At 62.7% G+C, this 26,798-nt stretch carries 22 protein-coding genes; 4 read left to right on the top strand and 18 right to left on the bottom strand.

Features of this window, described 5'->3' with window-relative positions; all coding sequences use genetic code 11:
* Positions 1 to 156 precede the first annotated feature (156 nt).
* Genes HOP59_RS14480 through HOP59_RS14465 form a run of 4 tightly spaced genes read right to left on the bottom strand, consistent with a single transcriptional unit; the run spans position 157 to position 3,911 of the window.
* Positions 157 to 1,368, bottom strand: a complete 1,212-nt coding sequence (locus HOP59_RS14480; protein WP_234254426.1) for an NnrS family protein — start codon at positions 1,366 to 1,368, stop codon at positions 157 to 159.
* Between the two features lie 10 nt (positions 1,369 to 1,378).
* Positions 1,379 to 2,383, bottom strand: a complete 1,005-nt coding sequence (locus tag HOP59_RS14475; protein WP_010626865.1) for an ABC transporter substrate-binding protein — start codon at positions 2,381 to 2,383, stop codon at positions 1,379 to 1,381.
* The gene (locus tag HOP59_RS14470) at positions 2,380 to 3,120 is read right to left on the bottom strand and encodes an ABC transporter ATP-binding protein (RefSeq protein WP_234254425.1); all 741 of its coding nucleotides are present in this window, start codon (positions 3,118 to 3,120) and stop codon (positions 2,380 to 2,382) included. The genes HOP59_RS14475 and HOP59_RS14470 overlap by 4 nt, the downstream gene beginning before the upstream one ends.
* Positions 3,120 to 3,911: an ABC transporter permease gene (locus HOP59_RS14465; protein ID WP_234254424.1), complete on the bottom strand. Its 792-nt coding sequence runs from the start codon at positions 3,909 to 3,911 to the stop codon at positions 3,120 to 3,122. Before HOP59_RS14465 ends, HOP59_RS14470 begins: the two co-directional genes overlap by 1 nt.
* 128 nt (positions 3,912 to 4,039) lie before the next feature.
* On the opposite strand from HOP59_RS14465, the gene HOP59_RS14460 reads away from it, so the two are divergent.
* Both HOP59_RS14460 and HOP59_RS14455 read left to right on the top strand, forming a co-directional pair.
* Positions 4,040 to 6,160 (top strand): TonB-dependent receptor, encoded by a 2,121-nt coding sequence (locus HOP59_RS14460; protein ID WP_234254423.1) that lies wholly within the window; start codon positions 4,040 to 4,042, stop codon positions 6,158 to 6,160.
* A 209-nt stretch (positions 6,161 to 6,369) separates the two neighbouring features.
* Positions 6,370 to 6,573 carry an XRE family transcriptional regulator gene (locus HOP59_RS14455; RefSeq protein WP_234254422.1) on the top strand — a complete coding sequence of 68 codons (204 nt, stop codon included), beginning with the start codon at positions 6,370 to 6,372 and terminating at the stop codon, positions 6,571 to 6,573.
* Positions 6,574 to 6,700: 127 nt separating this feature from the next.
* Here HOP59_RS14455 and HOP59_RS14450 read toward each other — a convergent pair whose 3' ends face one another.
* The 8 genes from HOP59_RS14450 to HOP59_RS14415 all read right to left on the bottom strand — a co-directional run bounded on the left by HOP59_RS14450 (position 6,701) and on the right by HOP59_RS14415 (position 15,938).
* Complete coding sequence (locus HOP59_RS14450; protein ID WP_234254421.1) at positions 6,701 to 6,889, bottom strand: hypothetical protein; 189 nt, start codon at positions 6,887 to 6,889, stop codon at positions 6,701 to 6,703.
* A 130-nt stretch (positions 6,890 to 7,019) separates the two neighbouring features.
* Entirely contained in the window at positions 7,020 to 8,711 is a 1,692-nt protein-coding gene (ilvD, locus tag HOP59_RS14445) for a dihydroxy-acid dehydratase (RefSeq protein ID WP_234254420.1), read from the bottom strand.
* A 290-nt stretch (positions 8,712 to 9,001) separates the two neighbouring features.
* Positions 9,002 to 9,781 (bottom strand): hypothetical protein, encoded by a 780-nt coding sequence (locus tag HOP59_RS14440; RefSeq protein ID WP_234254419.1) that lies wholly within the window; start codon positions 9,779 to 9,781, stop codon positions 9,002 to 9,004.
* 46 nt (positions 9,782 to 9,827) lie between these two features.
* Positions 9,828 to 11,375, bottom strand: a complete 1,548-nt coding sequence (locus tag HOP59_RS14435; protein WP_234254418.1) for a hypothetical protein — start codon at positions 11,373 to 11,375, stop codon at positions 9,828 to 9,830.
* Between the two features lie 4 nt (positions 11,376 to 11,379).
* Positions 11,380 to 12,693, bottom strand: coding sequence for a DUF4123 domain-containing protein (locus tag HOP59_RS14430; RefSeq protein WP_234254417.1), 1,314 nt, complete (start codon positions 12,691 to 12,693; stop codon positions 11,380 to 11,382).
* Positions 12,690 to 12,950, bottom strand: a complete 261-nt coding sequence (locus HOP59_RS14425; RefSeq protein WP_234254416.1) for a PAAR domain-containing protein — start codon at positions 12,948 to 12,950, stop codon at positions 12,690 to 12,692. Before HOP59_RS14425 ends, HOP59_RS14430 begins: the two co-directional genes overlap by 4 nt.
* 19 nt (positions 12,951 to 12,969) lie before the next feature.
* The gene (locus HOP59_RS14420) at positions 12,970 to 15,078 is read right to left on the bottom strand and encodes a type VI secretion system Vgr family protein (protein WP_234254415.1); all 2,109 of its coding nucleotides are present in this window, start codon (positions 15,076 to 15,078) and stop codon (positions 12,970 to 12,972) included.
* A gap of 203 nt (positions 15,079 to 15,281) precedes the next feature.
* Positions 15,282 to 15,938, bottom strand: a complete 657-nt coding sequence (locus HOP59_RS14415; RefSeq protein ID WP_234254414.1) for a hypothetical protein — start codon at positions 15,936 to 15,938, stop codon at positions 15,282 to 15,284.
* A gap of 195 nt (positions 15,939 to 16,133) precedes the next feature.
* On the opposite strand from HOP59_RS14415, the gene HOP59_RS14410 reads away from it, so the two are divergent.
* Positions 16,134 to 16,805 (top strand): hypothetical protein, encoded by a 672-nt coding sequence (locus HOP59_RS14410; protein WP_234254413.1) that lies wholly within the window; start codon positions 16,134 to 16,136, stop codon positions 16,803 to 16,805.
* Positions 16,806 to 16,821: 16 nt separating this feature from the next.
* Here HOP59_RS14410 and HOP59_RS14405 read toward each other — a convergent pair whose 3' ends face one another.
* From HOP59_RS14405 to HOP59_RS14395, 3 genes are all read right to left on the bottom strand, one after another.
* Complete coding sequence (locus HOP59_RS14405; protein WP_103968571.1) at positions 16,822 to 17,421, bottom strand: peroxidase-related enzyme; 600 nt, start codon at positions 17,419 to 17,421, stop codon at positions 16,822 to 16,824.
* A gap of 82 nt (positions 17,422 to 17,503) precedes the next feature.
* A complete protein-coding gene (locus tag HOP59_RS14400) occupies positions 17,504 to 19,366 on the bottom strand; it encodes a diguanylate cyclase (RefSeq protein WP_234254412.1) in 1,863 nt (620 codons plus the stop codon).
* A 126-nt stretch (positions 19,367 to 19,492) separates the two neighbouring features.
* Positions 19,493 to 20,992 (bottom strand): CoA-acylating methylmalonate-semialdehyde dehydrogenase, encoded by a 1,500-nt coding sequence (locus tag HOP59_RS14395; RefSeq protein WP_234254411.1) that lies wholly within the window; start codon positions 20,990 to 20,992, stop codon positions 19,493 to 19,495.
* 181 nt (positions 20,993 to 21,173) lie between these two features.
* On the opposite strand from HOP59_RS14395, the gene HOP59_RS14390 reads away from it, so the two are divergent.
* Positions 21,174 to 22,118: a LysR family transcriptional regulator gene (locus HOP59_RS14390; RefSeq protein WP_234254410.1), complete on the top strand. Its 945-nt coding sequence runs from the start codon at positions 21,174 to 21,176 to the stop codon at positions 22,116 to 22,118.
* A 2-nt stretch (positions 22,119 to 22,120) separates the two neighbouring features.
* Here HOP59_RS14390 and HOP59_RS14385 read toward each other — a convergent pair whose 3' ends face one another.
* From HOP59_RS14385 to HOP59_RS14375, 3 genes are all read right to left on the bottom strand, one after another.
* Entirely contained in the window at positions 22,121 to 24,139 is a 2,019-nt protein-coding gene (locus HOP59_RS14385) for a sensor domain-containing diguanylate cyclase (RefSeq protein WP_234254409.1), read from the bottom strand.
* A 299-nt stretch (positions 24,140 to 24,438) separates the two neighbouring features.
* A complete protein-coding gene (locus HOP59_RS14380) occupies positions 24,439 to 25,851 on the bottom strand; it encodes an FAD-dependent oxidoreductase (protein WP_010626852.1) in 1,413 nt (470 codons plus the stop codon).
* Positions 25,852 to 25,862: 11 nt separating this feature from the next.
* Positions 25,863 to 26,798 (bottom strand): polysaccharide deacetylase family protein, encoded by a 936-nt coding sequence (locus tag HOP59_RS14375; RefSeq protein ID WP_010626851.1) that lies wholly within the window; start codon positions 26,796 to 26,798, stop codon positions 25,863 to 25,865.

Raw genomic sequence — 26,798 nt, 5'->3', positions numbered from 1 at the left:
TCCTCCGTCCTGAAACCGGATCGTTTATGGTTGTTTCGGAGCGTACCGGGCGAGCCCGACCGCTTACCTGACAAAAGCTAGCACGCCCCTGCGTAAAGAGGCTAATCGACAGTTTCTACGTTATTGAGAATTTTCGGCAATTCCACCAAGGTCGGCTTAGCCCGGCAAGCCATCGGGGCGAGCACTGAGCAGCATGCGGGCGAAGCTCAGCGCATAGAGCCAAAAAGCGAACCCCCAGCACAACGCAGGGAGCACCACGCTACCGAGCAGGTAGTGCTGCGGCCAGAGCGCCGGTACTGCACTGCGCGCTACGGTGCCCAGGAATAGACAGGCGAGAACGAGCCAGATGGTGCGTGGCAGCACCAAGGGCCGACCGGTATGGCGCAGCCCGGCAATGCAAAACACCGCCAGCACGGCGCCGGCTACCGCTCCCACGAACAGCAGATGCCGCCCAGCGTAGGCTGGTAAGCTTTCCCCCAGCGCCGCTACGCCCACCACGGCCAGTCCCAGCATCAGCCACACGTAGGCCAGCGTGAGCAGCAGCAGATAGAGCTTGGTCATGGCGCGCCCCCAGGGCCACTCACTGAGCCGGTCAGCTTGAGCGGCGGCGGCGGCCAGTGCGACCCAGCCGCTGACGGGATGCCCCCGAGCCACCAGATCGGCGCAGACGAACAGGCACAGTGTGGCCACCGCCAAGTGCTCACGGGCAGGAGTGAAGCGCAGCGACCGCCGACTCCCGCTCTCCCCTACCGCCACCTGCGAAACCACCCGCACGATACGAGTGGCAGTCACAGCGATCATCACCAATAGCAGGTTGGCCGCCAGATGCAGCATGTCCAGCGCACCCAGGCGCCCCGGCAGCAGGCCCAGCCAGGCTAGATAGAAGCCCCCCTGGGCCAGCACGAAGAGCAGCGCCAGAGTGCCCAAGCTGAGGTGCCGGCGCCCTTCGGGCGAGAGCAGCGCCGGCAGTGCCCAGGCCAGCACGCAGAGAGAAAACGCCAGGTTGATGGTCGCCACCAGCCAGCCCGGCAGCGAGCCGGCGAACCAGAACGCCAGACGTCCGGCCAGCCACAGTGCCACCAGGCCGGCCAACCTGGCACCGATCAGCGGCTCGACCTTGGCCCAGGAAGGCACCGCCGTGAGCAGAAAGCCGGCCAAGGCCGCCGCGACGAAGCCGAACAGCATCTCGTGCCCATGCCAGAGCAGCGGTGACATGCCGAGCGGCAGCGATACCTGATGCAGCAATAGCCCCACCCACGGCAGTAACGTCAGCGGGGCATAGAGCGCGGCCAGCAGGAAGAAAGGGCGAAAGGCGTAGGCCAGGATCGGCCACGGCTGGCCGGCGCGTAGGGCTGCGGTGGTCGTCATGCCACGCTCCCTAACCGGCTGCCGCCGGCCCATCGACGAGGTAGAACCCCTCGTCGGGCAGGCCGCCGCCAATGAAGCCCGGGGAGAGTTCGGCTAGGGCGCCTAGGAATCCCTCCAGCTCGGTGCGCGCTTGAGCGGCGCTGCGCATCTCCAGCCGCGTGCGTAAGATGGCACCTTCGATCACCTGGGCGGGCAGCGGCGAATGCTGGGCACCGAGCTGACCGGCCTCGGCCGGGTTCGACGCTACCCAGGCTACGGCCTCGGCCACCGCCACCTGGATAGCGGCCACCCACTCGGGGTGCGCCTCGAGCAACTCACGTCGGCAGATGGTGCCCGCCTGAGGCAACGCCGGGGCTGCCCCCGTCAGCCGCGCCCACTCCTGCTGTAGGTCGAGCTCGGCGACGGTCAGGCCGAGCGAGGCCGTTTGCAGCCGTGCCGAGGTGCGTACCGGCTCGGGCAAAACGGCGGCGTCGATGCGCTGGGCCAGGAAGGTCTGCACGGTCTCGAAGGGGCTGGCCTGATAGGTGATACGCAGGTCGCGGCCGACTTCCAGCCCCTCCCGAGCCAGCAGGTAGCGCAGCACCAGGTCGGGCATGTCGCCACGCCAGGGCACGCCGACATGGCGCCCGGCAAGCTCCGCCAGGCTTGCCAGCGGCACGCCGTGGGCCAGGATGCCCAGCGTACCCCACACGTTGACGTTCAGGAGCACCACCGGCACCCCGCGGTTGTAGAGGTTGGCCGCCACGTTGGTCGGCGTCGCGGTGAGCTGAACCTCGCCGCCGGCGATCCAGGCCCGCAACTGGTCCGGGTCGCGCCAGGTACGCAGCTCGCTCTCACCGATCAATTTGAGCAGCCGCGCATCCTGCAACGCCCGCGCCAGAATCACCTGAGGCAGGCCAAGCGGCGCGGCCATCCGCAACCCACCGGCCGCCGCCAGGCCCAAGCCGGGAAAGGCAGCCAGGGTGGCCGAAGCCAGGGCGAGCTGCAGCAAACGGCGACGTTGAGAATCGATCATGGACTTACCTCGGTTTGACGAAACAGGAAGCTCTCGGCCACCGAGGCCTGCCGCAGCAGAGCACCGGCGGCCTCGTAGAGAAAAGCGGTGTCGCGCTCGACGAAGGGCCGCGCGATGCGCTCCTCGTGCACGATGCGCCCCGGCGACGGCGACATCACCAGCACCCGGTGCCCCAGACGCAGGGCCTCGGTCAGGTCATGGGTGACCAACAACGAAGCGATGCCGCGCCGGGCCAGCAGTTCGAGCAGCAGCGTCTGGGCCTCGCTGCGAAGGCCCACGTCGAGGGCGCTGAAGGGCTCATCGAGCAATAGCAGGTCGGCATCCACGGCCAAGGCTCGAGCCAGCGCCACCCGCTGCTGCATGCCGCCGGAGAGTTCATGGGGAAAGTGGTGATGACGCTCGGCCAGTCCCAGCTCGTCGGCCAGGGCTCGCGCACGAGCCAGGCGCTCCCGGCGCGGCACGCCCTGCGCCTTGAGCCCCAGAGCGATATTGTCGAGCAGGCGCCGCCAGGGCAGCAGGCGCGGCTCTTGAAACACTACAGTGCTGCGATGGAAGGCGTCGCTGACGCGTCCCTCGCTGGGCGTGACCAGGCCGGCGGCAATACGCAGCAGCGTGGTCTTGCCGCAGCCCGAAGGACCCACCAGGCACACCGACTCCCCTGGCACGATGGCCAGGTCGATGCCCGCCAGCGTACGCTCGCGACCGAAGTCGTGACCCACCGCTTCGAGTTTGAGCATTACCTCGCTCCTCGCCCGGTCTGACGCCAGGGCTCCATGCGCCGCTGCAGCGGACGCAGCAGGCCGTGCTCGGCCGCCAACAGTAGCGCCACCACGAGCACGATCCAGGCCATGGCCGCAGCAGTGTCAAGGTTGACCCGGGCCATGGCGAGCCCGGCGCCGATGCCATCCTCGGTGGCGAACAGCTCGGCCATCACCGCCACCTTCCAGGCCACCCCCAGTGCCGTTATCAGCGCTGGAAACACATATGAGGCGATGTGCGGCAGATGGAAGTCGACCAGCCGCATCAGCGGCGGAACGGCGAAGACGTCGGCCATCTCCTGCAGACGCCGGTCGCGGGTCAGCGCCCCCATTTGAGCGCCGGCGAAGCTGACCGGCAGTGACGTGGCCATCACCGTATAGACCGTGGCCAGCGAGCCGCTGCCGAACCAGAGAATGGCCAGCACGATCCAGGCGATCGGTGGTATCCCCAGCAGCACCGTGGAGACCGGCTCCAGCGCCCGTCCCAAAGTGCGCGACAACCCGGCCAGAATGCCCAGTGCGGTGCCGATCACCGCCGCCAGGGCGAAACCCAGCATGGCGCGCCAAGTGGTGGCCCAGACCGCCGCCAGGGCGTCCGCCTGCCACAGCCGGGCAAGCGCGGCCAGTGCATCCCGCGGCCCGGGTAGCAGGAAACTGCCGTAGAGCTGGCTGCCCCACTCCCATAGCGCCACGAACAGCAGCACCCCGGTCAGGCTTCCGCCCCAGCCCAACAGCGTTTCGATGCAGTGCGTCGGCAGTGATCGCTTCATGGCTCCTCATCCATTCCTACCCCATGACATAAGCCTGCCCGAGTCGACGACACCGCTTGATGATCCAGATCAAACAAGAACGATTATAAGATGCATTACATTTACCACATTAACCAGAGGAGTCCCCCATGCACCTGCTACGCCCCGCTCTGCCCACCAAGTCCCTCTTCGCCCTGTCCCCTCTTGCCCTGGCCCCTCTTGCCCTGGCTGTCGGCGCGGCGCTGAGCCTGCCGGCCCAGGCCGACGGCGGTGCCGCCTTCGACCTGCCGAGCGTTACGGTCACCGCCAAGGGCTACGAAGCCGACGAGCTCGACACCCCCAGCGCCACCCTGCGCCTCGACGCCACTCAAGCCCCGGCTACCCCGAGCGTGGGCAGCCTGTTCCGCGGCCAGCCCGGTACCGCCGTGCACGGCGACGGCAGTTGGGGCCAGAATCCCGTGCTACGCGGCCTGAAGAAGGAAAGCATCGTGCTGCAGGTGGACGGCGTACGGCTCAACTCGGCACAGCCCCAAGGGGCGCTGGCCTCGTTCGCCAGCCTCGGCCTGCTCGACAGCATCGAAGTGGTGAAGGGACCCGGCTCGGTACTGCACGGCTCCGGGGCATTGGGCGGCGCGGTGAACCTGCGCACGCCGGAAGCCGAATTCAGCGACCGGCCCAGCATCGGCGGACGCTTCTCGACCAGCGCCGGCAGCGTCGACGACAGCGTTGGCGGCGGCGCCATCCTGCAGCTTGCCAATGCCGATCACGCCCTGGTGCTGGGCGCCACCGGACGCGACGTAGGCGACTACGACACGCCTGAAGGCCGGGTGGATAATAGCGGCTTCGAATCGGGAGCCTTCCTGCTCAAGTACGCTTTCCGACTGGCCGACGGCCACCGCCTGAAGCTCAACGTGCAGGGCCAGGAGGACCGCAACGTCTGGTACCCCGGCTCGGCCAAGCCGGGGCCCAACCCGGCCCTTGGCACACTGACCATTCACTCTCCGCGCCAGGAGCGCGAGCTCTACGAGGTGGCCTACGAGGGCGAGGTGGGCCCAGGTACGCTGGAAACCAGCCTCTATCGCCAGGAAGTATTCCGCCAGATACGCGCCTGGTCGAGCGGACTGGAGCGCAACCAAGTGTGGAATGACGTCACCTTCATCACCGACGGTGGGCGCATCCAGTACCGCCTGCCGCTGGGTGAGCGCCATCTGCTCACCCTCGGGGTGGAAGCTTGGGAGATGACCGGCGACCCCGAACGCTTCCAATACACCCCACCGCTCTCCGACAACGCCGTAGCCACCTCACCGTTCCGCAACGGCGTGATCGAGAGTCGTGGCGTATTCCTGCAAGACGAGATCATGTTCGACGGCTGGACACTGATGCTCGGCGCCCGCTACGACAGCGTGACCGGCGACGCCGACGTCAAGGGCAGCGGGCCCAATGCCACCAGCGAAGGACTGCGCAACGAGAGCGACACGCTTTCCTGGTCCGTGGGCGCCATCTACAACGCCTCACCGATGCTCAACCCCTACGTCAGTCTGGGCAGCGCCTACCGCGCCCCGGACATGCGCGAGCGTTTCGAGGATGCCGCCCGCGGGGATGGCTATTTTCACATCGGCAACCCTCAGCTCGACCCGGAGCGCTCCACCAGCCTGGAACTCGGTGTGAAGGGGCGCAGCGAGCGTGGCGAATACCGCCTGGCCGCCTTCCACACCCGCATCGACGACTACATCGCCGGCCGCATCACCGGCGCCACCAACGCCCAGAACCAGCCGATCAAGCGCACCGAGAATCTCGACCGGGTCGAGATACAAGGCGTGGAGGCAGGCTTCGTACTGCCCCTCGACGGCCGGCTGGCAGGGGGTCACTGGCAGCTCGACGGCAGCCTCACCTGGTTGCGCGGCACCAACAAGCAGGACGACGAGCCGCTCTATCAAGTGCCGGCGCATGAAGCGACCCTGGGCATCGGCCAGCAGCCCCCAGCCGGCTTCCACTGGCACGCCCAGGTACGCGGCGTAGCCAGCCAGGACCGCACCGCCGACATTTTCTCCAACGGCACCGAACGGACCACGCCGGGCTATGCCACTGCCGACCTAGGCCTGGGCTGGCGCTTCGGGCCGGCCGCAGGGCTTTCCAGCCTGGAGGTGGGGCTCGAGGTCAATAACCTGTTCGACCGCGGCTATCGCGAGCACCTCATCGACCAGCCCGAGGGGGGAGAACTGCTGGCGCCAGGACGCGGCGCGGTGGCGACACTGCGCGGACGTTTCTGACCGTTCGACACCGCTGCCCGCCCCGCCGGGCAGCAGTCATCATGGCGTCACGAAAAAGTCGTCAAACGGCACTGGCAAATTTGGCGAAATGCCCCCATGATGTGGTTGTCGCAATCGCCCACTGGAGCATCATGAGTACGGCACGACATTCTTCCAACGCGGAACTCCTCGACCCCCCGCGAAGCTGCCCTGACCTCGACGTCAGGGACTTGGAAAAGCGCACACGTCTGATGCGCATCGTTACACGGCTCATCGCCGTATCCGACCTCGGTTGCCGCGAGATCGCTCGCCGCGCCGGACTTCCGGCACAGAAGATCAGCGATCTGCTGGCCGGCCGCCTCGAACACCTCTCGCTCGATGAGCTGCGCCTCGTTTATCACAGCATCGATCCGGAAGGCGCCTTGAACTATTAGCGCCAGAAGCTCCGCGTAGCGCCAGAAGTTCCGCGTTTCGATCGACCTGATAGGGATCGCCCCGGATACAGCGACGCCTCGTCCCAGGACGAGGCGTCGGTTTGGCGTGCGTGCAAATTGCCGGCCGTCACTCCTCTTGCTGCTCGAACTCCTCGGCTACGCGAATGGCTTCGGCTTCGGTCTCATGCTCGGAGATGACGACCTCATTGCTGGGATCCGTCTCGTCGATGACGTGCCAGCCCGTGACCGGCAGATTGATGTCCTCGGCATCGCGAATCGGCTCGACACGCGCCTGCTTGGGTCCGCTCTTGGGCATGCTGCCTCCTTGCTGTTGCCATGAGTGGTTGAGCCTGATGCCTCATCAAGCTAGCCAAGCCCGTGGCGGCAAGCCAAACGCAGCCAACCGGCTCGCCAATCCCTTATGCCAAGCCCCTCATGCCAAGCCCTCATGCCTCCGGCGGCAGATCGGTCAGCGCCCCGCTGGAAGCCGAGCTGACCGTGCGCGCGTACTTGGCCAGCACGCCACGGGTATAGCGCGGAGGGGGCTGGCGCCAGGCAGCACGACGCCGGGTCAGCTCGGCGTCATCGACATGCAGCTCGATGGTGTCGGCCTCGGCATCGATGGTGATGGTGTCGCCATCCTCGACCAGCGCCAGCGGGCCGCCATCGAAGGCCTCGGGCGAAACATGCCCCACCACGAAACCATGACTGCCGCCGGAGAAGCGGCCGTCGGTGATCAAGGCCACGGAGTCGCCCAGGCCACGTCCCATGATCGCCGAGGTGGGCGTCAGCATCTCACGCATGCCGGGGCCGCCCTTGGGGCCTTCGTAGCGGATCACCACCACGTCGCCGGCCGTCACCGTGCCGTCGTTGATGCGCGCCTGGGCCTCCTCCTCGGAGCCGAACACCCGCGCGCTGCCGGAGAAACGCGTGCCCTCCTTGCCGGTGATCTTGGCCACCGCACCTTCGGGCGCCAGATTGCCGTAGAGGATGCGCAAGTGGCTCTCCTTCTTCAGCGGGGCGTCCAGCGGCGTGATGATGGCCTGCTCTGCCGGGTAGGGAGCTACCCCTGCCAGGTTCTCGGCCAGGGTCCGCCCCGTCACCGTCAGACAGTCGCCGTGAAGCATGCCGGCGTCGAGCAGGGTCTTCATCAGCGGCTGGATGCCGCCGATCTCGACCAGCTCGCTCATCATGTAGCGCCCGCTGGGGCGTAGGTCGGCCAGCACCGGCACACGCCGGCCGATCTCGGTAAAGTCGACCAGCGACATCGGCACGCCCACGGTGTTGGCCATGGCGATAAGATGCAGCACCGCGTTGGTGGAGCCGCCCAGGGCGATCACCACGGTGATGGCGTTCTCGAAGGCCTGGCGGGTCATGATATCGGAAGGCTTGATGTCGCGCTCGAGCAACGTCAGCACCGCCGCGCCGGCCGCCTCGCAGTCGGCGCGCTTGGCCTGGGACACGGCGTTTTGCGCCGAGCTACCCGGCAGGCTCATGCCCAGCGCCTCGATGGCCGAGGCCATGGTGTTGGCGGTATACATGCCACCGCAGGAGCCCGGGCCGGGAATGGCGGTCTCCTCGATCTGCTTGAGTTCGATCAGCTCCAGGTCACCGCGACTGTGGGCGCCCATGGCCTCGAATACCGAGACGATATCGGTGTGGTTCTTGCCGGGCTGGATGGTGCCGCCATAGACGAACACGCTGGGCCGGTTCAGGCGCGCCATGCCCATCACGCAGCCCGGCATGTTCTTGTCGCAGCCACCGATGGTCACCAGGCCATCGAAGCCCTCGCAGCCGGCCACGGTCTCGATGGAGTCGGCGATCACCTCCCGCGAGACCAGCGAATACTTCATGCCCTCGGTACCGTTGGCGATGCCGTCGGAGATGGTCACGGTGTTGAAGATCACGCCCTTGCCGCCAGCCGAATCGGCTCCGTCGCGGGCGCGCTCGGCCAGCTCGTGGATATGGCTGTTGCATGGGGTGACCATGCTCCAGGTGGAGGCAATGCCCACCTGGGGCTTGGTGAAATCCTCGTCGGTAAAACCCACCGCACGCAGCATGGCACGGCTGGCCGATTTGCCGACACCGTCCACCACCGGGGAGGAGTGGCGACGACGCGGGTCCGGGGAATCGCTCATGGAAGTGGCTCCTTCGTTTCGCTTGCCGATCTACGAAGGGTGGTTGGCCAAAGGCTTCCTGGCAAATTCCAGCCTGGCGGTCGCCGGACCGGATCAGGTCCCAGGGTCAGCGTATATGCTCTCTCAGCCTCGCCACGGCGAGACTCCCCCTAGCGACAGTGAATGAATCGTGAAAAGTAGCACGTCGCCAGCCCAGCCTCCTTGCGCTGGTCAAAGGCCCCAAAGACACCCTGTGTCGTCTTCAGAAAGGTGGCATGCGTCAGGCGAATACCATCACTGTACAATTCTTCTCAACGTGGACGCTGACTCTCCAATGGCCATATATAGACAACACCTCCACAACTTCTTCTTATCCGGCTATCGAAATCTTTCCACCATTTAAAATTAAACCATATCATAGGCATACCAAAGGCAATCAATGCAATACAAAAATAGGATAACATATAAATCGACAAGCCATGAGCAGAAAAATGCCCCCCCCCAACCCCAAGCTCACTAATTATACCAGACACTATCAACCCCGCAGCACCCCCAACCATTGACACAAGCACAACAAAAAAAATGAAAAAGCTTCTTCCCATGCTATACACCCGCTCAAGCCAGCCTTGTTTCATTCTCTTGGAATACGAATAGTTTGCAACAAGCCCATTACCCAAAATATATACAACTGAACTCGACTCTCTTATGCCTTTTTTTATTTTTGAAGCCTCCTCGCAGGCATCAAACTTAGCCACCCCCAACATATAAAAAAAAGAAAAGCTCAACACCTGAGGAAGCAGAAGGAAAACAAATTTTTCCGCCCCCCCCAACGTCAAGCTAAACAGAAAAACCCCAACTATCAAGTAGCCAAATATAAACAAACACTCCCCCCAAGCATAATAGGGGCGATGAGCCTCCGGGACATATGAAAAAAATACCCAGATGACCACATGAAGCACCACAGGAACCAAACCCATCAAGGCAATTGCTCCTGAAAAAGGCGAATCATTAATCATTCCCAAGGCATAAAAAAGATATGCAATGAGAAAGAGAGTAAACATTCCTAGCAACGATAGATTTCTAGATTGCATAGCCTTTCTCAGAAACAGTTACGTATAAAAAGTGATATGCAAGTAGCTACCTGCCAATAAGGCACCACTCGTAATCGTCATTGATCCCGTCAGGATCGCTGCTACAAAAGATCAAGCCCCAAACGGCATCTCCTGCTTGACGCAGCCTAAAGCGGGCGTCATCAATCCATCCCGCAACACTCTGGCGCACACTACTCTGCACAGCATCTAGAAATTCAACACTTGCAGCAAATGCAGCCCCTACCATTGAACTCATCTCATTCCCAATCTTTCTTACTTTTTCTTTTACCCAATCTTTTGCACCAATTTCGTTATCGAGATAATCCAGACCTATTCCAACTCCAATAGCCACCAAAGCACCAACCCCAACGATCACGTATACGGGAGCGCCTGCAAGCACAGTCGCAGCCAAAATGCCCGCAGCAAGAACACCAACGAATCCAGCAGCCCAAACTTTTACGAAGCTAACACCTAGAGCGCCCAACAGCTCACCCCAATTCTCTTCTGGGTTTTCACTTCTTACAAATTCATTAACATCAAATGCAGCACTGATAACAAAACCTATAAAGTTTCCGCTTACAAAGGGAGCCGCCCTAGTGAGGGCAGGAGCAGATCCTCTCAGAGCAGAGCTGGCAGCTCCACCAGGACGTCCATCAAGAACATCACTTGCTACCTGGGCATAGCTACTTATATAAGTCATTCTAGCATTGTCAATGCCATACATGGCTGCCGTTAAGAATGATCGACTTCCTGTCGACCCTCGAAAAATGACAGCGTATCGACCTCCCCAACTGGGAATTTGTCGAACATAAAATCGTCCACCAGCTATTAGTTCACGTAGGGCCTGGACGATCATTCCGCGATTATGCTGACGCCCCATTTCGGTAAGATAGCGACCAGCAGCAGCAACTTCACCACCTGTAGTCGACGTAGTATTACCATAAAGAGAATCACGAAGACTAAAAGACTGCCCTAAAGCCATATCATCTTCACTACTTGAAGTAGTGTTTAAGTGTAAACACTCCCACAACCAATCAAGCTGATAATCGCTAAGATTATCAACTTGATGATATCCTTGACGGAGAGGCGGCCTCCCTTGAGGGGCGAGCCATACCATAACCATATCGATTTCAGTGGAATTCCTATCAATTCCCTCGGGTAGAAATCGAGACAGCTCGGCGTCGTTGCTTTCTCCAGGTAAAAATGGAATCCTCATCTCTGCGGTCGCCGGAGGAGCAGGACGGCGTTCTGCTCTTGGCCCAACAACAAGGCCACATATCAGATCTTCTGGTTTTTCGATTAAGGCATTGTCAATATTTCCCAAAAGCGTTGCTGCCTCACCGTTGACAGACATCTCTAAAACGCCGCGCGTCTCCTCTACGGTATTGAGCAACAGTGTTGCTTCATCTCGCCCTGGCGGAACGATAGGACTGGCCTTGTTATTCACAGAGAATGCCACCGAGACGTCGTGTTCCGACAGATTTTCCAGCCAGAATCGATTTCCTTGCTGACAGGGCTGCACCACCCCAAAGCCTGGCGCCAAGGTTTGCTGCATCATCTGCGAAGCACGGTAAGCTCTTGAACTCTGATCCATCATATCATCCTTTAAATCTGGTTATTAGATGATGAATAAGCACTTTACGCCGCCCTTCGGGGATCGAAGCATCTGCGATCATTACCGCCTGGGCATCACGTTTCAACACATCGCGTCCGTAAAGAGCAGTCAGATAAACAAAACCCTTGATACTATCCGGCTGGCTTAGGCCGACAGACTCGCAATATTCCAGGCAATAATCGACATGCTGCTGAGCCTGTCCGCAATTCATCTCTGCCTCTAGACTCTTCACTTCCCGACAAAGAGCTTGACGAAAACGCTCACGGTGGCATTGACCAAAAGCGTTATAGTAAGCCTCCTTCAAGGTAAAAGGCTGTTCCTCAATGGAAGCACCGAGCCCCAGCTCGGGATTGAGCTGGGCATGCACGACCTCCCCTTCCCTGGGGTAGATCAGTTGCGTGTCTCGGAGTAGCTGATAGGCATCGCCCCGCTCCAGAACCGGCAGCAGGGTATCCAGGGTTTCGGGGTGCCAGTAGCGCAGGAACAGCTGGCGCGACTCCCCTTCCACCGGCACCTTCAGGTGCGCTTGGCAGTGCCGCCAGGTCGCGTCGAAGGTGGCCGCGGTGCGGATCACGATACCTGTCTCCTGCGCCCAATGGCGGGCAAACAGGTCCTTGTGGAAACGGGGCACGAGGTCAGCATCCTGATCGGCGCCCTGCGGTAGAGCCAGATCGACCAGGTAGGGGGCGGAGGCCTTCTGCGCCTCGCTGCCTTCACCTTCGAACAGACACTTGACCGGCACGTCGACGGCTTCCAGGTCGAAGGTGCCGACGATGTTCTTGCGCAGCGCCGCGTCGACCAGGAAGTAGGTGTTGAGCACCGTTTCCTGACCTTGGGGCTGGCCGAACAGCAGCGACTCGAGTTCCGGCGCGATCCACGTCCGCTCCCAGAATGGCAGTTCCGCCTGGTCAGGCAGCTCGGGTACCTGGAGACGGGTAATGAGCACTGGATCGACCTCGGGCAGCGGCCGGCCGTCTTCGCCCGTACGGATCATGGCCCCTAGCTCGATGCGATGCTCTCCATTCACACGCGGCGATAGCGACTCGACCTCCGCATGGTAGCCGTATCGCGTCATCCACGAGAGGATTGGCAGTACGTCCTCGGCCCAGGTAAAGGCGTAGCCTTGGGCTTCGAGCTGGCGTGTGACGGTATCGAGAAAATCGGCCTGGGAGTCCGTCCACACGGCGGCAAAGCAGGCGTAATCCTTAAAGCGAGATTCGATGAAAGGGTCGTTCTTTGGCCGCTCCAGCCACTTGCGGAAGTAGCAGCGCCCTATCCAGGGGCCGTACTCGCTCATGGCATCACCTTGGCCGTGGGCGAGCCGCTGACGATGCTACCACCACAGCTGATCTTGCAGCCGAGATAGGCAATCGGACGACCGTTGTCAGTGGCCTGAGAAGAGCCTTGCACGATGCTCCCACCGCAGGAGCATTGATCGCCCAGCCGAGCGACCGGGCGGCCGTCGATACGGCTTTGCCCACCTTGTACGATCTCCCCCTGCCCATGTTGAGGGCAGACCACCTTGTCACCGAGACGAGCAATGGGCTGTGCCATCCTGGCTCTCCTGATCCGCCTATGTCTTGAGCTTCTCGCACTCTTCACAGAGCGGTAGCGCTTCGTTGGCCGCCCCCGAGAGAGTCGGCACACTGGAGGAGCCGGAGCCACCGGTGGTGAGATTGCCTTTGATGCGGACATTAGGCGCTTCGAGGGTAATACCCGAGGCATCCAGAGTGATCTTGCCCCCTGGTCCCCGGATCTCGAAGCGTTCGAAGGCCATGAGCTTGTGATGGCGCGTGTTGTTGGTGATGGAGTCGGTGACTTCCAACACGTATTGACCCTGCACCCGTTCGTTGACGTTACGGCCGACGTTCACCAAGTGATCGGCATGAATGTCCTGCTTCAGGGTGTTGCCAATCTGTTGCAGCACATCCTTGCCATAGCGCTCTTTCTGGCTCTGACCAACGCTGTAATAGACATCTCGCCCAACGTCTTTCTTGACGTCTTGGGCGATACTCTCGGTATGGTCGCGGCCTACGCGTGAACTCTTGTCTTGGCCAATGCTCTCGGACTGGTCCACCGCCACCGACTTGCTACGGTTATTGCCGATGCTGTGTGTTTCGTCGTGCTGGATGACGGTATTGTGGTCACGCTGAGCATGCAGGTAGATTTCTTCGTGGTCTTTTTCGTCTTCAAACCTAAGTTCATTGAATCCAACACCTTTATGAGTCTGGGTGCGGATCGTGGTACGGGTCTTGTGCTGAGGTAACGGATAGGGAGTGAGGTTGCGAGCGTCGTAGACGCGCCCAGTGATCAAGGGCTGGTCGGGATCGGCCTCCAGCCAGTCGACGACCACCGTATGTCCGATACGTGGCAAGGCCAGCATGCCGTAGCTACCGCCCGCCCAGCCCTGAGAAACGCGCACCCAGGCACTGGCTCGCTCATCCGGCGTACCGTCACGATCCCAGTGGAAGCGCAGTTTCACCCGACCATATTCGTCCGTGTAGATTTCTTCCGACGCGGGTCCCACCACCGTGGCAATCTGTGGCCCTTCGACGCGCGGTTTGGGATTTGGGGTGGGCCGCCAAGCCCGGTCGCCGGGGATCAGGACCAGGTCGTTCTCGTAATGGGTAGCGTCGGCCATGCCGGAGCGATCAGCAGGGGTGATGCCTACCGCCTCTTCCGCCACGGCCTGAGGCTGGGTACCCGTGTGCACCACACCCACCACTTGCCAATCGTTGTTGAACTCATCGATGTCATGGGCATCGAGCTTGAAGCGCGTTCCTGGGCAAAGCTCTGGCAGGTCGCTCTCTGCCCTGGCCAGGTAGGCTTCGTTGCGCAAGTGCTCCAGACGAATTCGGGTATAGGGCACTCCCGAGGCATCTCGCTTGAAGCGCCCGGGATAGTCGTAATAGTCGTAGCCATCCCGTTGGCCGTGGGCAGACAGCTTCGGCTCGTCGTAACGATGAATCTGCTCATAGCCGGGCTGCTTGAAGGTCAGGTCTTCCAGGGTCGCACTCGAAGGTTTGATTTGAGACGCCTGAATCAGTTTGTGCAGATGTCGCTGAGGAGCACTCCCCGCCACACGCGCATGGTAGGTACGCTCCCCCAAGTGGGCCAGCAGTTGGGGATCGTCGCTGAAAACCAGTCGATGGCTGTCGCCCTCCATCTCGTGGAAGTAAACGGCACCTTCCTCGGCGGCCAGACGCTCGATGAAGCTCAGCGAGTCCTCGCGATATTGCACGCAGAACTCTCGCTCCTGCCAGTCGCGAGTCAAAGCAAAGGCGACCTCTTGAATGCCGCTCTCCTCACACAGCGTCTCGATGATTTGGTGGGGCGTGACATGCTGGAAGATGCGACAGTTCTGTTGCAGGGACAGCCGCCATAGCGCAGGGCGGATCATGACTTCATAGTAGGTTCGCCGATGGCCTCGGTCACCGCGGTGGAAAGCCGCCACGATACCGTTGATACGGCGCAGTTCCTGACCGTCCTGATAAATGCGCAGGCTGGCTTCGCGATCCAGCCAGTCGAGGGGCGACAGGTTGCCCTGCCGGCTGGCGAACTTGACCTCCAGGCAAAAGGGCCTTGAGAGGTGTTCGTGGTGCTTGAAGGAAGTGACGGCCAAGTCCAGCTCGTCGCCCCCCAACAAATGAAGGGTGAACTGCAACCCCGTGGCATCCGCCATACGTCAGCCTCCCTGCAGCAGAGCGTCGTTCTTATAAAAAGAGATCCCAACGATAGCGAAGCCCAATCGGCAACTCAACGCAACGCGTGTAAGCCGACTCCCCGATTATTTGTAAGCCATATCTCACACCAGCACTACCAAAGCCTGTCCCGGCAATGCCCTCTCCCACTCCCCTAGCATTGTCGGGATGCTTACATGCTCGGTTACGTGGCGTTTAATTGCTTGTGGCGCAACCGAAAACGCATTTTGTTAAGGGAACTTCGCGTGCGTTTTGGAAAGTGTTTCTGCAGCTGCTCAAGCGATAGGTGGTCAAGTTGCTTCAGGCGCTGTACTTCATCCGCCGACCAACGCGTGGGATTGCGCCGATCCTGGTAAAGGAGATCGAGGGAACGTGCTTTGGCACGGATAGTACCGAGCGCTCGTTGAGGTAAGGCCGCATGCACTGCTGCAGCACCTCCTTTAGGAAATAACTCACGAAGCATCCTCAACTCACCCTTGGTCCAGACGTGAGGCTTCCACTTGGAAAGCCCAGCCTGCTTAGCCATTCTACGAATGGCAATTACCGTGCGGTGAGGCAAGTAGCGGCGCTTGATCTCAGGAGCACTGAGAGACAAGTAATGCTGCCGCAATATTTCAAGCTCTTCCTTCGGCCAAGACCGGTAGAGCCCCGGACTTGGATCCGAAGTGAGGAGTTTCTTTAATTTTAACCGGCCAGCCATTTTGTAGATGGCTTTGAGTGAGCGGTTGGGCAGATAGCGCTCTTGGAGCTCTTGGGCTGTAAGGACCCTATAGTGCCGTTCTAACAACTCAAGCTCATCCAGCATCCACTCCTGGGAAGGAGGGGGTTTACGTTTCGTCATACCGCGCCCCATGTAGACCAAATTCAGCGCCGTGGGATGGCAGCAGCTGTACCGCAGGCTAGCCCCTGATGGGTAAAATACCGTACCTCTCTGGTAAGGCAACAGAATCCAGCCACGAGCCAGTGTGACCTCAACCCGCTGGAATGGTATAACAGCGAAAAAGCCAGTACGACTTCTCCCCCGCAGGGAACCGCCATGCCTTTCAGTGAAGCCAAGGAACACGCCCCCGGGCATCTGCACCATATCTTTGCCGACCCCTACTCCGCCTTCGACAACCTGAGCGTCGAGCGCCAACTGCATCTGCGGGTCGCCCTGCAGGCGCTGGTGTGCGAGCCGATGGCCAGCGGAACGCTGACGCTGCGGGTCATTCACGGCTGGGAAAACGGCGGCTTCGAACCCGGCGACCTCGCCCACAGCGACCATCCCATCGCCACGCTCGACGCCCTGGAGCAGATACGCACCAGCTATCAGCAGGCCATGGAGAGCGCCGCCCCGCTGCCGCGCGACGACGCCTCCCTGCTGGCCGCACCGTTGGCCGCCGCCATCGCCGCCGCCGAGGCCAAGGGGCAGGCACTCGACGAGGAGACCCGCACCATCCCCGCGCGCTGGCCCACCTTCGACCAGGGCCTGTCCCTCTACACCTTCTTCAAGGTCTATCACCGTCTTACCTACGGCGAGGACGACAGCTACCGCTCGATCCGCTGCCAGACACCGCAGGGCCCCCACGAGATTCACGAATTCCACCTCGAAGAGGGCGAGTTCGCCGTGATTCGCCCCGTCGAGGATGCAACCGGCAACAGCGTCCTGGTGCTGCACGACAGCCAGCTCGAACCGGTGTTGATGCTGCTGGAGGCGTGCCGCACCTGAGCCGGCCCCCGCTGCCTCAACCGGCGGCGGGTTTCTCCCGCGGCACCCGGCCCATCAGGTAGAACTCCGGGTTGGGCGGCGTGCCGGTGAGCGTGACCAGGCGGTTGGAGAGACCGAAGAAGGCGGCGATGGCGCCGATGTCCCAGATGTCGTCGTGGGTGAAGCCCGCCTCGATCAGACGCGCCTGCCACTCATCGGTGAGCTCCCCCACGTCCAGGCCGCAGTGCAGGGCAAAGTCGAGCATCACCCGATGCCGCTCGCTGATCGGCGCGGTACGGTGGTTGATGGCGACCTGGTCGGCCAGCAGCGGGTCCTTGCTGTAGATGCGCACCAGCGCGCCATGGGCCACCACGCAGTACAGGCAGCGGTTGCGGGCGCTGGTGGCCACCACGATCATCTCCTTCTCCGCCTTGGTCAGCGTGTCGGACTCGCGCTCCATCAAGGCGTCGTGGTAAGCGAAGAAGGCACGAAACTCATCGGGCCGGTGTGCCAGCATCAGGAACACGTTGGGCACGAAACCGGCCTTCTCCTGCACTGCGAGGATGCTGCCGCGAATGTCTTCAGGCAGGTCCTGGATCGATTCGGGCACGGGAAAGCGGCTGAGCGGGGCTGGCATGGCAAGGACCTCTTGTGTCGTTGTGGTTACCGGTCATCACCAGTTAACGTCAACGTAAACATGTTGTCCATGCGACATCCGCTCACACCTCTTCCATCAGCGAGCGTGTCACCACCCGGTTGCGGCTGATCTGCTTGGCCTCGTACATGGCCTGATCAGCCTGGCGGTAGATGGCCATGGCCGCCGGCACCTGGTCGTAGTCGCTGCAGCACACCAGCCCGAAGGAACCTGTCACCACGCCATGGCGCGAGGCTTCATGGGGAATCTGGAGCTGCTGCAGGGCATGGCGAAAGCGCTCCAGGGCGTAACGCCCCGCCTCCAGCGAGTCGGCCTCGAGCAGGATGCCGAACTCCTCGCCGCCCAGCCGGAACAACCTGTCGCCGGCACGGCGGAAGTGAGCCTTGAGCAGATCGGCCACCTCGATCAGCACTTGGTCGCCGGCCTGGTGCCCATAGGTGTCGTTGAAGAGCTTGAAGTCGTCGATATCCATCATGGCGAACAGCAGCGGCTTGCCATCACGCTGACGGCGCTGAATCTCTTCGTTGATCAGGGTTTCGAACTGACGCCGGTTGAGCAGCCCCGTCAGCGGGTCGGTGCGCACCATGGCCGCCAGCTTGTGATTGGCCTGCTCCAGTTCCTGGGTGCGCTGATGCACCTTGGTCTCGAGCTGATGGTTGAGGGTACGCTGCAGCTCGTAGGTCTCGCGCTCCGCTTCCAGCTTGGCACGCTTCAGGTAGTTGATCTTGCAGGCCAGCCCGAAGGCCAGCAGCAGGAAACCGAACCCTGCACCCAACTCCAGGGCGTACTCGGTGGCCAGCCCATAGGGCACGAAGCCGCCCAGACGCAGTGCATAGAGCACGCTACCCGCCAGCAGGCCGCTCCAGCCCAGCAGGAAGATCCGCGCCAGCCGATCGCCCTTGAAGCTGAGCCAGGCGCTGGCGCCGAGCAGCAGCAGCGCATAGCCGATGCTCAGCGGCACCAGCGCACGCAGCGCCCAGGCAAAGCGGTCGGCCAGGCTCGGCAGTACGCTCAGCACCAACAGCCCCGTGAGCGCCACGAGGCCCTTGGCCAGACGCGGCGCCTGCCGCTTGAGGCTCAGATAATCGAGGCTGAACAGGGTGAGAGCGACGTACAGCAGCCCCGCGCTGAGCAATAACACCTGCTGGTTGAAGCGCGGCCACTCCGGCCACAGGAACTGGTAGCCGAACCCTCGTAGCGAAAGGTTGAACAGCAGGAACGCCCCCAGATAGAACACGGAATGAAGGAAGGCCTTCTCGCGGGTGGCGACAAAGGTCAGCAGGTTGTAGAGCAGCAGCGCCAGCAGCCCGCCATACAGCACGCTGTAGGCCATCAGCTCGCTCTGGGTCCGCTGAAGGAAGCTGGCATCGTCCATCAGCAGCATGGGCAGAGCAGGCACCAGGCCGTCGTGACTGGCCAGACGCAGATAGACATGACGCGTCTCGTTCGCACCGATGTGCACCGGCAGCACGAAGGAGTGATGCCGCACGGGGCGGGAAGCGAATGGGCGTCGGCTGCCGGTGCTCCACTGTTGCAGCACCCTGCCCTCGGCGTCGACGGCATAGGCATCGATGAAATCGGGCAGCGGCGAGGCCAGCTCGAGCAAGCGTCGCAGGGGGGCATGGGAGGCGTTGGCGAGTTCCAGCTTCAGCCACCAGGCCGAATGGGTGAAACCGAAGTTGGGCACCTCCTGCTCCAGCATCTGCCAGGGCAGTGCCTCGGCCTGCTCCAGGATCTGCTCGATGCCGAGCTGAGCGGTTTCATCCTCGAGCACCGCCACCTGGGGGGCAGGATTGATGACGGTGGAAGGCGTGGCGATGTCGACAGCGGCCTGGGCCTGCCACGCAAGCAGCCACGAGAGTGACCAGATCAGGGCGGCCGTCCATTTGGCCATGCCGGTTTGGGCACCGGCGAGCGCGCAGCGCATCGGTACACTGCCTCCTATCGTGTCCTTACGATCCCTCCACTCTAGCAGGTCTGGCCTGGGAAACTCTTAACTTACGCAAAGCGCCCCACCCGATCGGGTGGGGCGGCACATTGCCAGTCGGCGGTGTCAGCTCAGCGAAATGGTGCTGTTGATGCCGCTGGAGACGTTCTCGGGCTCGAACCAGCGTGCGGTGACGGTCTTGGTCTGGGTCCAGAACTGGATCGCCTGCTTGCCGTTGGGGCCCAGGTCGCCGAGCTTCGAGGCCCGCGAGCCGGTGAAGCTGAAGTAGGCCACCGGCACCGGGATCGGCACGTTGATGCCCACCTGACCGACGTCGATGTCGGTCTCGAAGCGGCGCGCCACCCAGCCGGAGTTGGTGAAGATCGAGGTACCGTTACCGTTGGGGTTGGCATTGATGAAGGCGATCGCCTCGTCCAGCGTATCCACGCTGACCACGCACAGCACCGGGCCGAAGATCTCCTCGCGGTAGATGGTCATCTCCGGCTTGACGTCGGCGAACACGGTGGCACCGACGAAGTTGCCGTCGGGATAGCCCTCTACCTGATAGCCGCGTCCGTCGACCAGCAGTCGGGCGCCCTCCTTCTCGCCGGCATCGATCAGGCGCACCACGCGGTCGCGAGCCGCCTTGGAGACCAGCGGGCCGAGGTCGGCATCGCGCTGGGTGCCCGGCCCCACCTTCATGTTGCGCGCGCCCTCGACGATGTCGTCGAGCCACTGGTTGGCCTCGCCCACCAGCACCACCACCGAGTTGGCCATGCAGCGCTGGCCGGCGGCGCCGAAGGCCGAGCCCAGCAGGTTGTTGATCGCCTGACTGCGGTTGGCGTCGGGCATCACGACACAATGGTTCTTGGCGCCCATCATCGACTGCACCCGCTTGCCCGCCTCGGAAGCGCGGCGGTAGATATGAGTGCCCACGTTGGTGGAGCCGATGAACGACAGCGCCTTGATGTCCGGATGGTCGCAGATCTGGTTGGCCACGTCGGGGCCGCCGTGCACCACGTTGAGCACGCCGGCCGGCACGCCCGCCTCATGGGCCAGCTCGACCAGGCGCATGGTGGAGCTCGGGTCCTGCTCGGAGGGCTTGAGCACGAAGGTGTTGCCGGTGGCGATGGCCAGCGGGAACATGAAGCAGGGCAGCATGATCGGGAAGTTGAAGGCGGTGATGCCCGCGCCAACCCCCAGCGGCTGATTGAGGGTGTAGACGTCGACCTCGCTGGCCGCGTTCTCGGCCAGCTCGCCCAGCTGCAGCGAGGTGATCGAACAGGCGTGCTCGACCACCTCCAGGCCGCGACCCACCTCGCCGGCGGCGTCGGGCAGGGTCTTGCCGTGCTCCTCGGTGATCAGCGCGGCGAGCTCGTCGGTGTGCTCGCGAATCAGCGCCTGCAGCGTGAGCATGATGCGCATGCGCTTGGCCAGCGGTGTCTTGCGCCAGGTCTTGAACGCCTCCTTGGCGCTGGCCACGGCGCGGTCGACCTCCTCGGCGGTGCAGAACGGTACCCGCGCCACCACTTCCTGGGTGGCGGGGTTGATCACGTCGCGCCACTCCTGGCTCTGGGACGGGACGGCCTGACCGTCGATGTACATGGGAATTTCACGAATGGACATGGCGAACTCCTGTTGTGCTTGTAGTCGTTGTACGGCTGAAGCTGAGATGTAGACCTTGTGTGTAGAAACACACGAAGCGTGATGAATTCGAGTCTATATAGCCGCGTAGCGGCGTGACAACGGGCACTTCTTCACATGCCTTGTGCAATAATGCACAAACGAATTTCATGAGGTGCGAGCCGTGCTCGACTGGCAGGACATCCAGATCTTTCTCGAAGTGGCGCGCAGCCAGCGGCTCACCGATGCCGCCCGGCGCCTGGGCCTGGACCACTCCACGCTGTCGCGGCGCACCCGTCGCTTCGAGCAGAAACTCAATACCCAACTCTTCGAGCGTAGCACTCATGGCTACCACCTGACCGAGGCCGGACAGCAGCTGCTGGCCCACGCCGAGGAGATGGCCCGCCACGCCTTCGAGGCGGGCGAGAGCCTGGCCGACAAGAACCGCCAGCTCGGCGGTCAGATTCGCCTGGGCGTGACCGAAGGCTTCGGTACCTGGGTCGTCGCCCCGCTGCTCTCGGCCTTCTGCGAACGCCACCCGGGAATCACCCTGGATCTGCTGGCGCTACCGCGGGTGGTCAACCTGAGTCGCCACGAGGCGGATCTGGCCATCACCGTGGAGCGCCCGGCAAGCCAGGGACTGGTGATCTCGCGGCTGTGCGACTATCGCCTGCGGCTTTACGGCAGCGAGAGCTACTTCCATCGCCACGGCCGCCCCACGCGGCTCGACGAGCTGGGCCAGCACCGACTGATCGGCTACGTCGACGACCTGATCTTCAGCGAACAGCTCAACTATCTCGACCCGTTGCTCGATCCCGCGGTGGTGGGCGTGGCACCGCACTTCCCGATCCGCAGTACCAGCGTCACCACCCAGCACGCAGCGGCCCTGCAGGGGGCGGGACTCGCCGTGCTGCCCTGCTTCATGGCCGAAACCGGCAGCCGGCTCGAGAGCGTACTGAACGATGAGGTGGAGATCGTGCGTCAGTTCTGGATCACCGCGCGCCAGGAGCAGCGGCGCCTGGCGCGGGTCAGGCTACTGTGGGACTTCCTGCGCGAGGCGCTGGAGGCCAACCGGGCGCTACTGATGGGCGAGGCGGATGGCTCAACGCTCCGCGTCCCTTCCGGTTGAGCTCAGGCATGACTACCGCCGGTGTCCGAGGAGCGGCTTGAAGTGACCGCGCTGCCATGCACGACCACGCTGTTTCGCCCTTGCCTCTTGGCTTCGTAGCTCGCGGCGTCGGCCCGCACCAGAATCTCCTCGAGACTCTCGTCACCTTCATGGAAAGCGGTCAGGCCAATGCTCGCCGTCACGGCGTATTCCTTGCCCTCATGGGCGACACTGACCTGGCCGATGGCGACGCGCAGCGACTCGGCGATTGTCGCGGCCTGGCTGAGTGTACAACTCGGCAGCAGCAGGCCGAACTCATCTCCGCCCTGCCTGGCAACATGGTCGCTGCGTCTCACCTCCCACACCAGCACCTGGGCTACTCGGCGCAGCAGCTCGTCACCTAACGCATGCCCACCCTCATCGTTTACCGGCTTGAAGCGATCCAGGTCGAAGAGAATCACGGCCGATGGCGTACCGAGCTTGGCAAAGTCGGCCATTGCATCTTCCAGGCGCCGCAGGTAACCGCGACGATTGAGCAGGCCGGTCAAGGGGTCATGCTCCGCTTCCCAACGTTGCAACGCCTCCTGGTGCTGCCGCTCGGTGATGTCCTTGATCGTGCCTACTATCCCAAGCGGCCCCTCGCTGCCCTCGACCCGGCTGGCATGGATTTCGACCCACAGCATGTTGCCCTTGTCATCCCGCATGCGCAGCTGTCGCAGGAACTCGCTGTTCCGGCTCATGGCATGCAGCCACATGTCATGGGCATCTTCGCGATCATCCTCATGGATGAGCTGCCAGAGGTCATGGGTCGACGCACCGGCCAGGTGGCCCAGCATGGTCGACAGAGCCGGGTTAAGATAAATGAGGTCACCCTCTTGATCGGCCACGAACATGCCGGCTGGGGTCGAGCCGAGTACGGCATCGAGAAACGCCTCGCGATGCCTCAGGTGCTGCAAGGCATCCTTGCGCTCTTGCTCGAGCCTGTTGAAGGCGTCGGAGATTTGCGTCAACTCCCTCAGGCCGGTCGCCAGCGCCAGGCGCTGGCGCACTCCGGAGCCGATTTCCAGGATTTGCCTTTCGAGCCGATGCAACGGCTTGAGCTGATGCCCGACCAGCCAGCGAATGAGGACCAACAGCACCAAGGCAATCACCAGCCAGGTCCACCACAACCGTTCCAGAAAATTCTGAAACGGCGCCAATACCGAATGACGTGGCATCAGCATGGCCACTACCCAATTGGCCTCCCACACCTGGCGGTAACTCACCAGCACGTCCTCGCCATCCAGCTCGTGGAGCGTTTCGCCCTGCCACCCGTCGAGGGCCAACTGGAAATCCAGTGGATCGAGGTGCTGGAGCGACCCGACATGGTGGCTGATTGGCCCTGGCACGAACAAAGGCACACCGGCGGCGGTAAAGATGGCGATGTGGCCGCTATGCTCGAAGGTGAGCGCGGAAATGCTGCTGAAAAACTGGCCATGAGCGAAGTTCAGGAGCCCACCAACCACCCCGTCGAACTCCCCCTGGGGGGTATAACGAGGCACCAGCATCATTACCAGAGGCTGGTGACTGGTCCGCCCAAAGAAGGGACGGCTGACGTACGGCCAGCGGGAGTTGCTCACCATGGCGAAGTACTCGGTGTCGTCAACGCCAAAACCAACGCGTCCCGGCACCTGAGGCAGATCGGCAATGATCTCGCCGTCGGCGTCGCTGACGATGATGCCTTCGAAGTAAGCCAGCAGGCTGGGATTCTGCTGCAGCAGAAGCCGAGCGTCCTCGTGCGACACATCGGTGAGCTGCGCAGAGAGCATTTCCAGCGCGGTAAAGCGCAAGTTCAGGCGGTCCCGCAGTTCTCGGCTCAATATTTCTGCCTGATACCCCAAGTGGGAAAGAGTGGCCTCATGCATCAGTCTCTGACCGCTGCCCCACGCAACGACCAGCAGCAACCCGATGATGACGAGCCAGGTCATTACCAGCCCACCCAGCAGACGCCTCTGCAATGTATTGAGGCGGCGCCATACTGCGCCAGGAGTACTTTGTGGCAAGCCGCCTCTCCTCGAAGGCCAAGTGGTTCATGTAACGTCAGAGTGACAGGTTAACGAACCATTACCGTTAACTTTACAAGCCATTCGGTAACAAAAAGTTGTTGCGCCGCTTAAAGATCGCACATCGACGCGCCGAGTGGGCGCCAAGTTCCGCCCGGGATGAAGAGTGCTTAGGCAGAGAAGTACCTAGTCAGAGAAATGCTGAGTGAGAGGAGCGCTCAGTGAAGTTGCGCAGGATATCATGGCGAGGCGCGGGAGCTGACGCTGCCTGACGCCTCGCTGTTAACGAAAGCGAACGTTTACGCGGCCGAGTCGCAGCTGAGCTGACGGGCGGCCTCGCGCCCGGCAATGGCGCCCAGTACCACGGCGCTGAGCAGACCGTTGCCGGAGAGATAGCCGCTGTCGCCCGAGCCGGAAACCCCGCGCGCCGCACCGCCGGCGGCGAACAGATTGGCGAATAAGCTACCGTCCTGGCGCAGCACTCGAGCCTGGGTATTCACCTCGAGCCCGCCCTGGGTGTGGAACAGCGCACCGGTGACCTTGATCGCGTGATAGGGCGCCGTCAGCAGATCCTCGCTGCTGAAGGTGCGGCCGAAGGCATCGGCTGCGCCGCTTTCGGCCAGGGCCTGCATCTCGGCGAAGGTCTCACGCAGCGCCTCCAGCGGCAGCTCCAGCCCCGCTGCCATGGCCTCCAGGCTGTCGAAGGTGCGCACTGCCCCGGCAATGTGGGCGTTGCGGTAGTCCTCGAACTCCAGCGCAGCCTGATGGATGCGCCGATCGAACAGGTTCCAGGCCATGCCGCCCGGCTGGGCCAGCACCTTGGCCGCCTGCTCCGAGTAGCCGCCGTGCTCGTTGGAAAAGCGCCGGCCCTCACGATTGAGCTGCACCCCGCCGCGCATCATCACCGCCCAGGTGATCAGGGTCTGATGCGGCATCGCCAGCGAACCGTGGCCCTGGCAGGCGCCAAGGTCCTTGAGGCTCGCGCCCATCGCCTCGCCCCACAGCAGGGCGTCGCCCTGGTTGCCTTCGTGGCCGAAATAGAGTGCATCCTTCAGCGCCGGCAGGTGGCGCGCCACCAGTTCGGGATTACCGCCATAGCCGTTGCAGGCAAGGATCAGGGCGTCGCAACCGATGGCCTCCCGGCTGCCGTCGGGGCGTTCGAGGGTCACGCCATGTACCCGGCCGCCATCGTCCACATGCAGGTCGACCACTCGCGCCTCGGTGAGCAGGTCGACGCCTGCCGCCTCTACGGCGTTGAGCAGGCTGCCCATCAATTCCTCCCCGGTGCGCCGTGGGGTGGCATGCATGCGCATGCGGCTATGGCCCGGGTAGAGGAAGCCCTCCACCAGGTCGAAAGGCACCCCGTGGTCGTCGGCCAACCACTCCACCACTCCGGCCGAGGCCTCGGTCAGCGCACGCACGATGGCCGGGTCGGCCTGGTGTCCGTTCTTGCGCTGGATGTCCTCGGCCATCAGCGCCGGGCTGTCCGTCACTCCACGCCGCTCCTGAAAGCGCGTGCCCGCCGCCGGGATGAACCCCTGAGACATGGAGGTGCTGCCCCGCGGCAGCGCATCGCGCTCCAGCACCACCGCCTCCATACCGAACTGCTTGGCGGCGAGGGCCGCCACCAGGCCGCAGGCGCCCGCCCCGACGATCACCAGCGGCACGTGCGCTTCGAACTCTTCTCCGCTGCCAAAGGCCACGATAGGCATGACGTTTCTCCTCAGTGGTTGCCGCCGGCCTGAGCCCGGTAGGCATCGAGAATCTCTCCCGCCGGCGCCTGCCACACCTCGGCATGGCCGGCGATGTGATCGAGCACCGCCTCCAGGCAGCCGATACGATGGGGCTGACCCACCAGCCAGGGATGAAGGTTGAGCGCCAGCAGCCGTCCGCCCTGTTCCCGCCCTTCCTGCAGCAGGAAGTCGAAGGCGTCCGTCACCTGAGCCACCCAGCTGTCTTCAGAGTGCAGGTTCTGGCACATCACGAACTGGTCTTCGATCTCGGTGGAAAGCGGCAGCATGGTCAGCTCGCCCTGGTCGGTGACGAAGGCGTAGGGCATGTCGTCGTTGACCCAGTCGCAGCAGTACTCGATGCCGTTCTCGACGAGCAGCTCCGGGGTGTTCCAGCTCTGGTGCTTGGCCGGGCTCAGCCAGCCGCGAACGGGTTGTCCGGTCAGTTCACGCAGCGTGGCGACCGAGCGGCGCACGATCTCGGCCTCCTCGTCGCGATCCTGACCGCCGTAGTGCAGGTGATCCATGTTCCAGCCATGGCACAGGAACTCGCCGCCGTATGCTTTCAGGCGATTCAGCAGGTAGGGGTGCTGCTCGGCGAGCTGGGCGTTGATCGCCCAGGTGGGACGAATGCCGCGCTGCTCGAATGCCGCGAGCATGCGGTAGATGCCCACCCGGTTGCCGTAGTCGCGCAGCGAGTAGTGGCGCAGGTCCGGGTAGGGCATGGTCATGCCGTTGGGTACCTTGAACGGCACACCGCGCTGGTTGAGCGGGTAGAACTGCAGCGAGACGTTGATCCACACCGCCAGCGTCTTGCCGCCAGGCCACTGGATCGGCTGGCGCTCACCCAGCATCGACCAGGCGTAGCGCTCGTGATCGTAGCCGTGGCGCCGCCAGGGGTAGCGCAGGTAGTCCGAATCGAGAGCCAT

It is taken from the genome of Billgrantia aerodenitrificans, from assembly GCF_021404405.1.
Taxonomy (GTDB): Bacteria; Pseudomonadota; Gammaproteobacteria; order Pseudomonadales; family Halomonadaceae; genus Halomonas; species Halomonas aerodenitrificans.
The sequence above is the reverse complement of the archived record's forward strand: the minus strand, read 5'-3'. Positions and strand labels throughout refer to the sequence as shown.

What these genes read in the sequence shown, in the direction of transcription:
- HOP59_RS14480 (WP_234254426.1), bottom strand. Translation starts at nt 1,368, where the DNA reads ATGACGACCACCGCAGCCCTACGCGCCGGCCAGCCGTGGCCGATCCTG.
- HOP59_RS14475 (WP_010626865.1), bottom strand. Translation starts at nt 2,383, where the DNA reads ATGATCGATTCTCAACGTCGCCGTTTGCTGCAGCTCGCCCTGGCTTCG.
- HOP59_RS14470 (WP_234254425.1), bottom strand. Translation starts at nt 3,120, where the DNA reads ATGCTCAAACTCGAAGCGGTGGGTCACGACTTCGGTCGCGAGCGTACG.
- HOP59_RS14465 (WP_234254424.1), bottom strand. Translation starts at nt 3,911, where the DNA reads ATGAAGCGATCACTGCCGACGCACTGCATCGAAACGCTGTTGGGCTGG.
- HOP59_RS14460 (WP_234254423.1), top strand. Translation starts at nt 4,040, where the DNA reads ATGCACCTGCTACGCCCCGCTCTGCCCACCAAGTCCCTCTTCGCCCTG.
- HOP59_RS14450 (WP_234254421.1), bottom strand. Translation starts at nt 6,889, where the DNA reads ATGCCCAAGAGCGGACCCAAGCAGGCGCGTGTCGAGCCGATTCGCGAT.
- ilvD (WP_234254420.1), bottom strand. Translation starts at nt 8,711, where the DNA reads ATGAGCGATTCCCCGGACCCGCGTCGTCGCCACTCCTCCCCGGTGGTG.
- HOP59_RS14440 (WP_234254419.1), bottom strand. Translation starts at nt 9,781, where the DNA reads ATGCAATCTAGAAATCTATCGTTGCTAGGAATGTTTACTCTCTTTCTC.
- HOP59_RS14435 (WP_234254418.1), bottom strand. Translation starts at nt 11,375, where the DNA reads ATGGATCAGAGTTCAAGAGCTTACCGTGCTTCGCAGATGATGCAGCAA.
- HOP59_RS14430 (WP_234254417.1), bottom strand. Translation starts at nt 12,693, where the DNA reads ATGAGCGAGTACGGCCCCTGGATAGGGCGCTGCTACTTCCGCAAGTGG.
- HOP59_RS14425 (WP_234254416.1), bottom strand. Translation starts at nt 12,950, where the DNA reads ATGGCACAGCCCATTGCTCGTCTCGGTGACAAGGTGGTCTGCCCTCAA.
- HOP59_RS14420 (WP_234254415.1), bottom strand. Translation starts at nt 15,078, where the DNA reads ATGGCGGATGCCACGGGGTTGCAGTTCACCCTTCATTTGTTGGGGGGC.
- HOP59_RS14415 (WP_234254414.1), bottom strand. Translation starts at nt 15,938, where the DNA reads ATGACGAAACGTAAACCCCCTCCTTCCCAGGAGTGGATGCTGGATGAG.
- HOP59_RS14410 (WP_234254413.1), top strand. Translation starts at nt 16,134, where the DNA reads ATGCCTTTCAGTGAAGCCAAGGAACACGCCCCCGGGCATCTGCACCAT.
- HOP59_RS14405 (WP_103968571.1), bottom strand. Translation starts at nt 17,421, where the DNA reads ATGCCAGCCCCGCTCAGCCGCTTTCCCGTGCCCGAATCGATCCAGGAC.
- HOP59_RS14400 (WP_234254412.1), bottom strand. Translation starts at nt 19,366, where the DNA reads ATGCGCTGCGCGCTCGCCGGTGCCCAAACCGGCATGGCCAAATGGACG.
- HOP59_RS14395 (WP_234254411.1), bottom strand. Translation starts at nt 20,992, where the DNA reads ATGTCCATTCGTGAAATTCCCATGTACATCGACGGTCAGGCCGTCCCG.
- HOP59_RS14380 (WP_010626852.1), bottom strand. Translation starts at nt 25,851, where the DNA reads ATGCCTATCGTGGCCTTTGGCAGCGGAGAAGAGTTCGAAGCGCACGTG.
- HOP59_RS14375 (WP_010626851.1), bottom strand. Translation starts at nt 26,798, where the DNA reads ATGGCTCTCGATTCGGACTACCTGCGCTACCCCTGGCGGCGCCACGGC.